General features: G+C 34.4%; 13 protein-coding genes. 3 read left to right on the forward strand and 10 right to left on the reverse strand.

What is annotated here, in order from left to right; all coding sequences use genetic code 11:
- Positions 1 to 38 precede the first annotated feature (38 nt).
- Entirely contained in the window at positions 39 to 1154 is a 1116-nt protein-coding gene (locus tag T335_RS0118450) for an aminopeptidase (RefSeq protein ID WP_026478844.1), read from the reverse strand.
- 177 nt (positions 1155 to 1331) lie between these two features.
- The gene (locus T335_RS0118455) at positions 1332 to 1646 is read right to left on the reverse strand and encodes a hypothetical protein (protein ID WP_026478845.1); all 315 of its coding nucleotides are present in this window, start codon (positions 1644 to 1646) and stop codon (positions 1332 to 1334) included.
- A 168-nt stretch (positions 1647 to 1814) separates the two neighbouring features.
- On the opposite strand from T335_RS0118455, the gene rd reads away from it, so the two are divergent.
- Entirely contained in the window at positions 1815 to 1973 is a 159-nt protein-coding gene (gene rd, locus T335_RS22115) for a rubredoxin (RefSeq protein ID WP_084281498.1), read from the forward strand.
- A gap of 182 nt (positions 1974 to 2155) precedes the next feature.
- Here rd and T335_RS0118465 read toward each other — a convergent pair whose 3' ends face one another.
- The 4 genes from T335_RS0118465 to lonB all read right to left on the reverse strand — a co-directional run bounded on the left by T335_RS0118465 (position 2156) and on the right by lonB (position 8506).
- Complete coding sequence (locus T335_RS0118465) at positions 2156 to 3217, reverse strand: alpha/beta fold hydrolase (RefSeq protein WP_084281500.1); 1062 nt, start codon at positions 3215 to 3217, stop codon at positions 2156 to 2158.
- A gap of 288 nt (positions 3218 to 3505) precedes the next feature.
- Positions 3506 to 4129, reverse strand: coding sequence for a ribosome biogenesis GTP-binding protein YihA/YsxC (yihA, locus tag T335_RS0118470; protein ID WP_026478847.1), 624 nt, complete (start codon positions 4127 to 4129; stop codon positions 3506 to 3508).
- Positions 4119 to 6473 carry an endopeptidase La gene (gene lon / locus T335_RS0118475; RefSeq protein ID WP_026478848.1) on the reverse strand — a complete coding sequence of 785 codons (2355 nt, stop codon included), beginning with the start codon at positions 6471 to 6473 and terminating at the stop codon, positions 4119 to 4121. Before lon ends, yihA begins: the two co-directional genes overlap by 11 nt.
- Before the next feature lie 344 nt (positions 6474 to 6817).
- Positions 6818 to 8506, reverse strand: coding sequence for an ATP-dependent protease LonB (gene lonB, locus T335_RS0118480; RefSeq protein WP_026478849.1), 1689 nt, complete (start codon positions 8504 to 8506; stop codon positions 6818 to 6820).
- 206 nt (positions 8507 to 8712) lie between these two features.
- Between lonB and T335_RS0118485 the strand changes: the two genes are divergently transcribed.
- Both T335_RS0118485 and T335_RS0118490 read left to right on the forward strand, forming a co-directional pair.
- Positions 8713 to 9264, forward strand: a complete 552-nt coding sequence (locus T335_RS0118485; RefSeq protein WP_034328919.1) for a chromate transporter — start codon at positions 8713 to 8715, stop codon at positions 9262 to 9264.
- Complete coding sequence (locus tag T335_RS0118490) at positions 9251 to 9775, forward strand: chromate transporter (RefSeq protein ID WP_026478851.1); 525 nt, start codon at positions 9251 to 9253, stop codon at positions 9773 to 9775. The genes T335_RS0118485 and T335_RS0118490 overlap by 14 nt, the downstream gene beginning before the upstream one ends.
- 135 nt (positions 9776 to 9910) lie before the next feature.
- Here the strand turns inward: T335_RS0118490 and clpX are convergent, their stop codons facing one another.
- The 4 genes from clpX to T335_RS0118510 form a co-directional block, all read right to left on the reverse strand.
- A complete protein-coding gene (clpX, locus tag T335_RS0118495; RefSeq protein ID WP_026478852.1) occupies positions 9911 to 11173 on the reverse strand; it encodes an ATP-dependent Clp protease ATP-binding subunit ClpX in 1263 nt (420 codons plus the stop codon).
- A gap of 21 nt (positions 11174 to 11194) precedes the next feature.
- Entirely contained in the window at positions 11195 to 11779 is a 585-nt protein-coding gene (gene clpP, locus T335_RS0118500; protein ID WP_026478853.1) for an ATP-dependent Clp endopeptidase proteolytic subunit ClpP, read from the reverse strand.
- A 30-nt stretch (positions 11780 to 11809) separates the two neighbouring features.
- A complete protein-coding gene (gene tig / locus T335_RS0118505; RefSeq protein WP_026478854.1) occupies positions 11810 to 13096 on the reverse strand; it encodes a trigger factor in 1287 nt (428 codons plus the stop codon).
- 484 nt (positions 13097 to 13580) lie between these two features.
- Positions 13581 to 13778 (reverse strand): hypothetical protein, encoded by a 198-nt coding sequence (locus T335_RS0118510; RefSeq protein WP_026478855.1) that lies wholly within the window; start codon positions 13776 to 13778, stop codon positions 13581 to 13583.
- Positions 13779 to 13817 lie beyond the last annotated feature (39 nt).

A 13817-nucleotide genomic window follows, 5' to 3' on the forward strand; every position in this document is an offset into this window, starting at 1 on the left:
ATCTCTCCACGCTCTCAATAATCTCTTAATTAATTATTTTATTTAAGATTCTCTGGGTTTAACCCCTTTAATTCATCAATAACAAATATTCCATCTTTTCGGATTAGAAGATCATCGAAATAGATTTCTCCTCCACCAAATTCTGGCCTTTGGATAAATACTAAATCCCAATGGACAGCAGAACGATTTCCATTGTCAGCTTCTTTATAGGCAGCTCCAGGTGTGAAATGGAAACTTCCCATAATTTTTTCATCAAATAATGTATCCTTCATTGGGTCTAAAATATATGGATTAACTCCAATTGCAAATTCTCCGATATACCTTGCCCCTTCGTCGGTATCAAAAACACCATTGATTCTTTCTGTATCATTGGCAGTAGCATTGATAATTTTTCCGTCTTTAAACTCTAATTTAACATTTTCATAGGTAAATCCTTGATACATGGATGGTGTATTATAGGTGATATAACCATTAACAGAATCAATTATTGGTGCCGTATAAACCTCGCCATCAGGTATGTTTCTTCTGCCTGCACACTTAACAACTCCGATATCTTTAATGGAGAATTCTAGATTAGTGTCCTTGCCTGTAATTCTTACTTTATCGGTTTTCTTCATTAATTCTACTAATGGATTCATCGCTTCATCCATTTTAGCATAATCTAGGTTACACACATTAAAGTAGAAGTCTTCAAAGGCCTCTGTACTCATATTAGCAGACTGGGCCATAGAAAAATTAGGATATCTTAAAACGACCCACTTAGTGTTTTTAACTCGTTCTTGAATATGTACTGGCGAAACAAATAATTCTGTATAGAGCTTAATTTTTTCTGATGGTACATCGCTTAATTCGTTACTGTTTTCTCCTGCCCTTAAGCCAATATAAGCATCCATATCCTTCATTCTATCTAATTCATACTTTGCCATTAATTTTAATTGTTCTTCAGAAGTGCCTAATAATAATTCTCTTGTAAATAGATGACTCTTCACTGTAACAAAGGGAATACCTTCAGCCTTATAGGTTTCTTTAATTAAAGCTTGTACTAGCGGGTATTCCACTCCGATAGCTTCAATTAAAACTTTTTCTCCTGGCTGTAGGTTTACTGAATATTTTATAAGGTTTTCTGCTAATTGTTGTATTCTAGGGTCCTTCACAATATCCACTCCTTATAATTTTTTATATCCTCTGAATTTATTATATCATAAGAATAAAATAATATGGTAAAATATATTGATATTTGAGGAAATTGCAAAGTACCATCCCATTGCTATTTTTTACTGCAATTCCCCCATTTAAAATTACTTCTTCAATTCATCTTTCCTAACACCAAGCTACTCTTTTGGAATAAAATTAATGCTTCTAACAGGAATTTCTGGTGGCGGTGAAGGGGGACCCGCTAAGGGGTGTCTCGGTGCATGAACAACTGTTATACTATTGAGTATGATTTCCTTTTCCACCAATTGATTTTCTCCGTTATATCTTTCTCTATATTCTGCCCGTGGGGTTACCACCGTTACTTCATGAGGGATTTCTGGGTCTGTAACCCTGGTTACTTTAATGTCTAATCCAAATAAAGTTACCTGAATACAATCTACTTGTTTTTTCTTTCCTATTCCAATTCTATTTAAAAATTCTTTAATAGCCATGACAACCCCTCCTTATTTTATTTTATTCAAAAATTAAAATAGAAGTTCTAATTCAGTGTTTAAGTTTTCGATTATAGGGTATAACTTTATTGTATAATTAAGTGAAATCCTTCATATAACTATACAGACGGATTTTGCCTATATTAAAATTGAAAGGAGTAATGCAATATGAAATATCTATGTATACCATGTGGATGGGTTTATGATCCAGAATTAGGAGATCCAGATAGCGGAATCGAGCCAGGAACAGCTTTTGAAGATATTCCAGATGATTGGGTTTGTCCAGTTTGTGGTGTTGGTAAGGACATGTTTGAACCAGCTGAATAGTACATATAATAAATTAAATATCTAAAGGCTAAGCCCAGAAACTAATGGACTTAGCCTTTTTTATAACCAACAGCAAAGTTCGACTTAAATTATTAAATTAAGAGAACTGTAATAAGCTTCAACATAAGCAGATAGTTTAAACTTATGCCTTAATTCTATATGCTTAGGTTACTAAAAAACAATTAATGGCTCTTTTCTTTGATTGAAAGCATTAGGTCATAAAACTTTTCAACTTCCTCAAAATGAGGAAAGTGGGCTGAGTTCTCAAACCATATAACTTCCTTATAGGGAGCTTGTAGTGCCTCAACATACTCTTCCACTAATTGAGGTGTAGTTAAATGATCCTGCCTTCCAACTGCAAAATATACTGGTACTTCGACAATTGGAATTGCTTCAATCAAATTTATATCCATTACTTTTTCAAACATTAAATTGGCTGTAAAAAGACTTCCTATTACATATCTAATTCCATCTATTCCTGTATATTCAGGTGAAAATAAAAAACCATAGATGGTATCCTTTAGCGTGTTAATTTGTAGCTCTGTCCCATTATACCGATTTAGTATTTTTCTCTGTTTTGAGATATCCTTAACCATATTCCCATAGGGAGGTGGTCCGATTTCATCAAGAACCTTTAAGGCCTTATGGTCTTCATTTTCTTTAGCTACTCCATAAGCATAATGATAGGATATTTCTTCTCCTCTTTTCCAATCTATTACTTGCCCAACACCGATATATGCTAATATTCTTTCTGGATATTGGGACACTACATGCAGTCCTAAGTCACTACCCCATGAATGTCCAACTAAATATACCTTTTCTTTATTATATTCTCGACATAGGTAGTCAATTATTTCTACCGTATCTGCAATAAACTGTTCCCTAGTCATGGTTGTTTTTTCAGTACCAAAAGAGTAGGATTTACCTGATCCCCTCTGATCCCAATTAACAACAATGAATTCTTCTTCTAGCTTCTTCTGATACTTTCTAGCAAAACCAATTTGAGCATAGCTGGGGCCTCCATGCAAATTTAAGATTATGGGGTTTTCTATGTCAGTTCCTCTAACTAGCAACGATTGTTTTATTCCTCCTATTTCTACCATTTCCAGCTTAGCTACACTATTGGCATATTTCTCTAATCCCTTATACTTTGGTGTTCTAGCAGGTAGAAATAGAATTAGCAAAATACCGAAACTAATAATCATTATGCTAATCTTAAAAAATGGTGCTAAGGAAATTTTCATGTTTACCCCCTAAATTTCTGAAGGTCTTAAGGGCCTTCTACTCCATAATGATTATACAAATCAAACATAAAGAAATGTAGAAAATTTTACCATTAATTTACTTTCTTATACTAACATAAGTCCTTAACCTTATCAAGTAGGATTTCATAGCCAATGTACTAACCTACAGGCTACATCCTATACCATACTATAAAAGGATGATAATAATGGCTTTCATTCTCTCCATTGTTGAAAACTAAACTGCTAGTATGAAAATTTCTAACAACAAAAAACTCCAAAGTAGGTAACCTACTTTGGAGCTTCTTCCATTGTTATTGGTAAATTTCTGCTTGAGAATAAGTCTTCTATTGCTCCCCATAATTTATCAATTCCTTCCTTTTTCAAAGAAGAAATTGGAACAATTTTGTCCTCTGGAGCCATCTGCAAGGCTTCTCTAATTATTTTAAAATGTTTTTGTTGTTGAGATCTTGAAATTTTATCTGATTTTGTTGCTACAACAATTGTTCCATATCCAAAGTGTTTAATCCAATCATACATTAGCTTGTCGTCTTCAGTTGGTTCATGACGAATATCTACCAACAGAATTACTTCTTGTAGATTTGTTCTTGTTGAAAGATAGGTTTCCATAATCTTCCCCCAAGAAGCCCTCTCAGTTTTTGATACCTTAGCATAACCATAACCTGGCAGGTCTACAAGATAAAATTCTTTATTGATGATATAAAAGTTAATCGTTCTTGTCTTACCTGGATTCTGACTTACCCTAGCTAATTTTCTACGGTTTAACAGTGTATTAATAGTAGAGGATTTCCCTACATTAGATCTACCAACCATTGCGATTTCAGGTAATAGGTCTTCTGGATATTGTTTCGGTGCAACTGCACTGATGACAATATCAGCAGTCTTAATTTTCATCTTTTTCTCCCCTTTTCAAGGCATGTTCCAATACCTCATCCATGTGTTCTACAAAAACAAAGTCTAATTTTTTTCTAACGTTTTCGGGGATATCCTCCATGTCCTTCTCATTTTCCTTAGGTAAAAGAACTTTTTGGATCCCAGCCCGTCTTGCGGCCAATACTTTTTCCTTTACACCACCAATAGCTAATACCCTACCCCGCAATGTAATTTCTCCTGTCATTGCCACATCTTTAGAAACAGGAATATTGGTTAATGCCGAAATAACAGCAGTAGCCATTGCTGTCCCAGCTGAAGGTCCATCCTTTGGAATAGCTCCTTCAGGGATATGAATATGAATATCCTTATTTGTATGGAAATCTGGATCAATGTTTAATTCATCTACCCTAGACCGAATATAACTAATCCCAGCCCTTGCTGATTCCTTCATTACATCCCCTAATTGTCCAGTTAAAACTAACTTTCCTTGACCCTTCATAGGGGTTACTTCAATAGATAAGGTATCTCCACCAACGGGAGTCCAAGCTAGCCCTCTTACGATCCCTACTTCATCTTTTTTATTGATTAAGTCGTATCGGAAAATAGGTCGACCAAGGTACTTAACAAGATTAGTTGGATTTATTCTAACAAGTTTTACTTTATCTTCAACCATTTTCTTTGCAGCTTTACGGCAAACATTTGCAATTTGTCTTTCAAGATTTCTTACTCCAGACTCCTTTGTATAGTTATTGATAATATCCCTCAGGGCATTTTCTGAAACCTTAAGGTTTTCTGGTTTTAATCCATGTTCTTTAATTTGTTTAGGAAGGAGATATTTAGTGGCAATGTTCAGCTTCTCTTCATCGGTATAGCCCGCAATACGGATTACCTCCATACGATCAAGTAAAGGCCTTGGGATCGTATCTAAAGAATTGGCAGTCGTTACAAACATCACCTTAGAAAGATTAAAGGGAATTTCTAAGAAATGATCTGTAAAATCCGAGTTTTGCTCGGGATCTAGTACCTCTAGTAAAGCCGAAGCTGGATCTCCCCTAAAATCGCTGGCTAACTTGTCAATTTCATCTAATAATAATACAGGATTTTTTGAGCCAACTTGTCTAATGGCCGATATAATTCTACCAGGGATTGCTCCAACATAGGTTCTTCTATGGCCCCTAATCTCTGCCTCATCCCTTACACCACCAAGAGACATCCTTACAAATTTACGATTTAATGCCCTTGCAATAGACTTTGCTATAGAGGTTTTACCCACCCCTGGAGGCCCTACTAAACATAAAATGGGGCCTTTCATTGTTTTTGCAAGTTGACGTATTGCTAAGTATTCTAATATTCTATCTTTAACCTTTTCTAATCCATAGTGGTCTTCATCAAGAATAGCTGCCGACTCTTTAATATCAAGCTTGTCCTTTGTCTCCTTATTCCAAGGTAGATTAAGTACCCAATCAACGTAATTTCTTATGACACCAGTTTCTGCCGAAGAAGGAGATAATCTCAATAATCGCTCTATTTCACGATCAATTTTTTCGTTTATTTCCTTTGGTAGCTTTAATTTTGCTAACTTTTGTCGGAACTCATCTACCTCTTCTACAACGCCCTCGTCTTCACCTAATTCCTTTTGAATCGCCTTCATTTGCTCCCTTAAATAGTACTCTTTTTGCACCTTATTAATTTGTTTTTTTACTCGACTATTTATCTTTTGTTCTATTTCTAGAATTTCAATTTCCTCTAAAAGAATTCTATAAAGGGTTTCTAGTCTTTCCCTTGGTTCAAAAGCCTCTAAAATTTCTTGTTTTTGAGACTGTTTTAAGGTAATATTCGCCCCTATGGTGTCGGCTAATCTGCCAGGCATATCAATTTCTGATACAGTCAAAAGTATTTCTGGTGAGATTTTGTTACTTACTTCTATGTATTGTTCAAATGCATCTAGTACACTTCGCATTAAGGCCTCAATGTCTCGATCCCCTTCTAACTCGGTTGGATGAATCTCTTCCTCAACTTCAACTAGAATATATGGCTCTTCTTGAGTAATGGTTTTAATTCTGGCTCTATTAATTCCTTCAATTAGGACACGAATGGTGTCGCCAGGCAATTTAAGCATTTGCTTAATTTTCGAGATGGTTCCAACTTGGTAAAAATCATCTGGGGTAGGCATATTGACTTCTGCTTCCTTTTGGGTGGCTAGAAAAATCAATTGATCATTTACCATAGCTTCTTCTAGAGCATTAATTGACCTCTGCCGTCCAACATCAAAATGAAGCACCATATATGGAAAAACCGTTAACCCCCTTAAGGGAATCATAGGAAGCTTTCGACCATTTTCATGAAGAATTTTATTTTCCTCCAAACAACTCACTCCTTATTTCATAATTTGTATCATTTAAGCTTTAGTTATTTCCAACTAATAGCTGTAATAGCTTATTTAGCAATCAGCTTTTATTATAATCATTAATCCTTCTTTTTTCAATATTGTACCCTTTTTTTAATGGTTATATCAGCAGAAGATAAAGTAACTAGATAAAAATACTCATTTTTATTATTATATAATATCATATAATCCATCATTTTAACAAACTTTACTAATTTGTCTTGATTCCAAGAACTTTGCCTAGATTAAAATTGATGAAAGAAATAATATAAAAACCCCAACAAAACCTAAAAGATTAGGATCGTTTGTTAGGGCTTCAATTTTTATTTAATATTTTGCTGATCATTGCCTAATGCAGCCACTAAAGGAATCGTTTCAGATATAGGATTATCTGTGTTAATATTCTCTTGATAAATGGCTTGTTTTATTACTTCTTCAATGTGGTCTACAGGAATAACTTCTAAACCCATTTCCTTAAATCTTTCTTGATAATTATCCTTTGGAATAATTACCCTCCTACAACCTGCTTTCTTAGCAGCCTCAATCTTAGCCACTACACCACCTATTGGCTTTACCTTACCTCTAATGGATATTTCTCCGGTCATGGCAACTCGATTGTCGATAGGCTGATTGGTAATTGCTGAATAAATAGCTGTAACCATCGTAATACCTGCCGAAGGTCCATCGATAGGAATACCACCTGGAAAATTTAGATGGATATCATAATCTCTAGGATCTACATTAAGAAACTTTCTAATTACAGTTAATACATTGTCGACTGAATCAGAAGCTGTACTTCTTCTTTTTAATGTTTTTCCAGAAGCATTTGTTTCTTCCCTTTCAACGATGCCTGTTACAATAATTCTTCCCTTACCCTTTTCAGGTATCCTAATAGCAGAAGCTTCTATTTCTATCATCATACCTAGGTTGGGACCGAATACACCTAATCCATTAACAAAACCAGCATAGGGTTGATTTTCTATCTTTTTCTCTGGTCTTGGTTGATAATGACCACTTTCAATAACCCATTGTACATCAGCTAATGTTATTTGAAACCTATTTTGAGTTTGCACTAATCCGCTGGAAATTTGGATGATATTTACGGCTTCCCTTCCATTAGTTGCGTACTTTTTGATTTCTTCAATTGCGCCATCTTCTATTTCAAATTTACTTTTTTTACATGCATTTCTTGCTATTATACCAATCTCTTCTTGGGACAAGGGTCTAAAATAGATTTCTATACAACGGGATCTTAGGGCCGATGGTAGCTCTGCTGCTGTTCTTGTAGTCGCTGCCACAAGGCGAAAATCTGCTGGTAAACCATTTTGAAATATCTCATGTATATGACTTGGTACATTAGAATCTTCCGAATTATAATAAGCACTTTCTAAGTATACCTTACGATCTTCTAATACTTTTAAGAGCTTATTCATTTGAACGGGGTGTAATTCTCCTATTTCATCTAAAAAGAGAATACCGCCATGGGCTTTTGTCACTGCACCAGGCTTTGGTTGGGGTATGCCTGCTTGCCCTAGGGGCCCAGCTCCTTGATAAATGGGATCATGTACTGAACCCATAAGGGGATCGGCAATTCCTCTATCGTCAAACCTTAATGTTGTTGCATCCATTTCTATAAATTTAGATTCTTCATTAAAGGGTGATATGGCACTCTTTTTTGCTTCTTCTAAGATTACTCTGGCGGCAGCTGTTTTACCAACACCAGGTGTCCCATATATAATAACATGTTGAGGGTTAGGACTACATAAGGCAGCCCTCAGGGCTTTTACTCCCTCTTCTTGACCAATAATATCTTCAAGGGTAGAAGGTCTGGTAAATTCAGATAAAGGTACTGTTAGGGAACGATCCCTCAACTTCCTTAACTTATCCATTTCTTTTTTTGATTCCTTTTCAATTGCACTTTTGCTACCCTGTTGACTTTTAAGAAGACTCAAAAAATACAGTCCAATAATAACAGCAAAAAAGAATTGGACTAAAAAAAATACGCTAGGCAAAAAGAAAACCTCCTTCCATAACTTTATATAAATAGTATGTACGGTGGTTTTCTTTTTATCCTTTAGAAAAAACTGATCTATGGTTACAATAATAGGAAGATTAAGTTTTTTATTTTTTTTATGATATAATAGATATGATCATTTAATATGAGGAAACTGCTATTCTCAGTTTTTCCTCATTCATCTTAATGTTAGGAGGAGTTATTTTGAAAAAATATTTAAGTCTCTTTTGGATTTTTTTCAAAGTTGGCGCCTTTACCTTTGGAGGCGGCTATGCAATGGTTCCAATTATCCAAAAAGAGATTGTGGAAAATGCAGAGCTTATTGAAAACGAGGAGTTTCTAGATATTATTGCCGTTTCTCAAAGCCTTCCAGGGGCCATTGCTGTCAATACAACGATTTTTGTTGGTTTTAAATTATACGGTATCCTAGGAGCCTTAATGGCCTTACTAGGTACAGTTCTACCTTCTTTTTTAATTATTTTAGTTTTAGCAACTTTTTATAATTTCATTAAAGATATACCCAGCATTCAAATGTTCTTTCATGGCGTTCGCCCAGCAATTGTAGCCCTTATTTTTATGGCTGCCCTTAAATTAGGTAAAGCAATCGAAAGAAAAACCTTTAATTTGATTATTGCCGTTACTGCTTTTATTGCAATAGCAGTCTTTAATGTACATCCCATTTTTACCATTATAGCTTGTGCAACAGCAGGTTTAGTTTATACCAAAAGAAAGGAGAAGGAAAATGGCGTTTCTTAGATTATTTATCGCATTTTTAAAAATAGGAGCCTTTAGCTTTGGTGGGGGCTATGCAATGTTACCCCTTATAGAAGAAGAAATTGTCTACATTAATCAATGGCTAACCCATAGCGAGTTTATTGATATCATTGCAATCTCTGAAATGTCTCCTGGTCCCATCGCCATTAATGCTGCCACCTTTGTAGGTTTTAGATATCTAGGAGTAATGGGTTCAATTGTTGCTACCATAGGTGTTGTATTTACTTCCTTTGTTTTGGTTACAGGTTTAGCCCGCATTATTATTAAATATTATGATTCTTACATAGTTAAGGGGATATTTGCAGGGATTCGCCCAGCTGTAATTGGTTTAATTGCTGCCGCTTGTGTCTCGCTTTTTAAGACCTCAATAACTGATGTAAAGAGTTTGTTAATTGGTTTAGCTATTTTAGGTATTTTATATAAAACTAAGCTCCATCCTATTGGAGTGATTCTATTGTCGGGGATCATGGGAATTGTTGTTTATTCCATTTAGCTAAACTTCATTAATGGAAAACGAAAACTTTCCTGTTTACAATTCATCGTTATGATATTTTTTAAATTTCCTCAAAAAACTAAAGGGTAGATATTCCACCGAATATCTACCCTTTATGATGATCATAAACACATTTTATGATGCAGTTTCGTTCTGTTCTTTATCTTTTGTCTCTTTATAGATTACAGTTGGTCTTGTTCTGTTGGTTACTGTATCCTTGGTGATAACTACTTTTTCTATACTATCATCTGAAGGTATGTCATACATGATATCTAACATGATTCCTTCTGTAATTCCTCTTAATCCTCTAGCACCAGTTTTTCTTTCAATTGCTTTTCTAGCAATTAACTCTAATGCACCCTCTTCAAATTCTAAGGCTACACCGTCTATTTCAAATAGCTTATTATACTGTTTCACTAAAGCATTTTTGGGTTCTGATAGAATTTGAACTAAAGCAGCTTCATCCAGCTGATCTAAGGTTACCATTACTGGTAAACGACCAACAAATTCTGGTATCAAACCAAATTTCAGTAAATCTTCTGGTTGGATATTTTTTAATAATTGACCTAAGTCTTTAATTTCTTTGCTTTTAACATCCGCTCCAAAGCCCATAGAGGTTTTTCCAATTCTCTTTTGGATAATCTTCTCTACTCCATCAAAGGCTCCACCGCAAATAAATAATACATTTGTTGTATCAATTTGAATGAATTCTTGATGGGGATGTTTTCTTCCTCCTTGCGGTGGTACACTGGCTACTGTTCCTTCTAAAATTTTAAGTAACGCCTGCTGTACCCCTTCTCCACTAACATCTCTAGTGATGGATGGATTTTCTGACTTTCTAGCAATTTTATCTACTTCATCAATATAGATAATTCCTTTTTCAGCCTTTTCTATATCATAATCTGCAGCTTGAATTAACTTTAATAAAATATTTTCAACATCCTCACCAACATACCCAGCTTCTGTTAAAGAAGTTGCATCTGCAATGGCAAAGGGAACGTTTAGAATTTTAGCTAACGTTTGTGCTAATAATGTTTTACCAGAACCAGTTGGTCCCATCATAATGATGTTACTCTTTTGAAGTTCTACATCATCACTTTTAACATCCATATTTATTCTCTTGTAGTGGTTATATACTGCCACAGCAAGAGCTTTTTTGGCCTCTTCTTGCCCAATGACATACTGGTCTAGAATGTCTCTTATTTCCTTGGGTTTCGGTAAATTCGTTAAGTCAATATCAATATTCTCGTCAAATTCTTCCTGTATAATTTCTTGACAAAGCTCAATACACTCGTCACAGATATATACATTTGGTCCGGCAATCAATCGTCTTACTTGATCTTGGGATTTACCGCAGAAGGAGCATTTTAGCTGCTTTTTATCCTCGAATCTAGACATTTCCACACCTCTTTCACTGGCTTATTTTCTGAAGGTAATCACTTCGTCTATGATACCATATTCCTTTGCGTCTTGTGCCTCCATAAAGAAATCTCGGTCAGTATCCTTTTGAATTCTTTCTAACGGTTGACCTGTTCTTTCAGCTAAAATCTTATTAATGGTATCTCTCATCTTCAAGATTCTTTCAGCATGAATACGAATATCTTCTGCTTGCCCTCTTGTTCCACCTAATGGTTGATGGATCATAATTTCAGCATTCGGTAAAGCAAAACGCTTACCCTTGGCTCCAGCAGCCAGTAAAAATGCTCCCATACTTGCTGCCATACCAATACATAAAGTAGATACATCTGGCTTAATGTAATTCATTGTATCGTATATAGCCATACCTGCTGTAATAGAACCACCAGGACTATTAATATAAATTTGAATATCTTTGTCTGGGTCCTCTGCTTCAAGAAAGATTAATTGGGCTACAACTAAGCTAGCTGTAACGTCATTAACTTCGTCACTTAGAAAGATGATTCTTTCCTTTAATAATCTTGAATAAATGTCGTAGGATCTTTCACCTCTATTTGTTTGTTCTACGACTACTGGTACCAATGCCATAATTATCTCCCTCCCAAATACAATTATTTATTAAGATATCTTGGCATGATCTACTAAGAAATCAATTGTTTTTCTAACTACGATATTCTCTTTAAAGAAAGCTAAATCTGAATCTCTTAAATTAGATTTAAACTGCTCTAAGTCTTGCTTATATTGAGCTGCTAATTTTTCCATTTCTGCTTGAAGTTCTTCTTCAGTTGCTTCAATTGCCTCTAATTTACTAATCTTCTCTAGAACAAGTTGTGTTTTAACTCTTGCTTCAGCATCAGATCTCATTTGGTCTCTTAATGCACTTTCATCAGTTCCAGTCATTTGATAGTAATAGTCTAAGTTTAGCCCTTGATAGCTTAATTGATAAGAGAAGTCTCTTAACATACTATCAATTTGTCTCTCTATAACAGGGTTTGGAATATCGATATTTACTGTATCAACAATTGATTCTATCACATCATTTTTTACTTCTTCTTCAGCTCTATTCTTAGCTTGGTCTTCTAACTTAGTTCTAATATCTGCCTTTAATTCATCAAGAGTATCAAATTCAGATATATCTTTAGCAAACTCATCATCTAAAGCAGGCATTTCTTTTTCTTTTATCTCATGGATTTTAACTTCAAATGTAGCCTCTTTACCTGCTAAATCTTCTGAATGATATTCATCTGGGAAGGTTACTTGTACCTTTACTTCATCACCGATATTAGCACCAATTAATTGCTCTTCGAATCCTGGAATAAAACGACCAGAACCAATTAGAAGGGATTGTTTTTCAGCTGTTCCACCTTCAAAAGCTACCCCATCAGCAAATCCTTTGTAATCAATAATTACCATATCTTGATCCTTAATTGGACGATCTTCAATAGCAATCATTCTTGAATTCTTTTCTAACATGTTATCTAGTTCTTTTTGTAGATCCTCTTCTTGTACATTATACTCTTTTTTCTCTACTTCTATACCTTTATAGTTGTCGATCTCAAAATCAGGCATTACTTCAACAATTGCAGTAAATACAATATCTTCACCCTTCTTAATCTCTTCAACGTCGATTTCTGGACGGTCTACAGGATCAATATTATGTAGCTCTAATGCTGCCTCATAAACCTCTGGTAAACAGATATTAATTGCTTCCTCATAGAAAACCTCTTTACCATATTGAGCTTCGATAATCTTTCTTGGTGCTTTACCTTTTCTAAAGCCTGGAATATTAAATCTCACCTTTAGTTTATTGTAGGCTTTATTGATGGCTTCTTCAAACTTTTCTGGCCCAACAACCAACTTTAGTGTGATTTTATTATCTTCTTGCTTAATGATTTCTGAATTCATTTATGTTCCTCCTCTATTTAGTTTACCATTTATTAGTTTTTTATTTAACTATTAAATTGCATACAATATTAAAATATTTAATAAGCTCATTTGTCTTCTAACGTAATATATTTCTTACTAAATATACCCAGTTATCTATAAAATAAAGCCTTCCTAAGAAGATTAATTGGCAGACTTTCCTTGAAATACATGAAATCATATCAAAATTAACCCTGAATTCTATAATTTCCTATGTATTACAAAAAACATCCATATGATCTACTGGATGTCTAACATACATAATGAATGCTTATCATATTAATACTATCTAATTTCACTATTATTGTCAACATATAGGAGTTTATTAATTAACTATTTTTCAATTATGGGCACAATCTTTATATTTTAATCAATTTCCCCTGTATTCTTTAAGGCTACCCTCTTCTTTACTTTTTCATTATTATCAGCCCTATTCTAAATTAAGATAAACATAGACAAAATAAGCTTATTCACTTCCTGACTTCTTTAATCCATAAACAATCACTGCAATTAATAATCCAAAAGATAGACCAAAACCTGTTCCATTTATTGCCAATAAAGTGTTATTTCTCATAATTATAGAAAAAGCACTACCCACAAATAAACCTATAATCATTCCAGTAACAAGATATTGGCTTAGGTCATCACCCTTATTATTCTTCAAGTCAATACCTCCTATTATCTTAAGTCAACAACCCTACTC

This window comes from Alkaliphilus transvaalensis ATCC 700919, assembly GCF_000621485.1.
GTDB lineage: Bacteria > Bacillota > Clostridia > Peptostreptococcales > Natronincolaceae > Alkaliphilus > Alkaliphilus transvaalensis.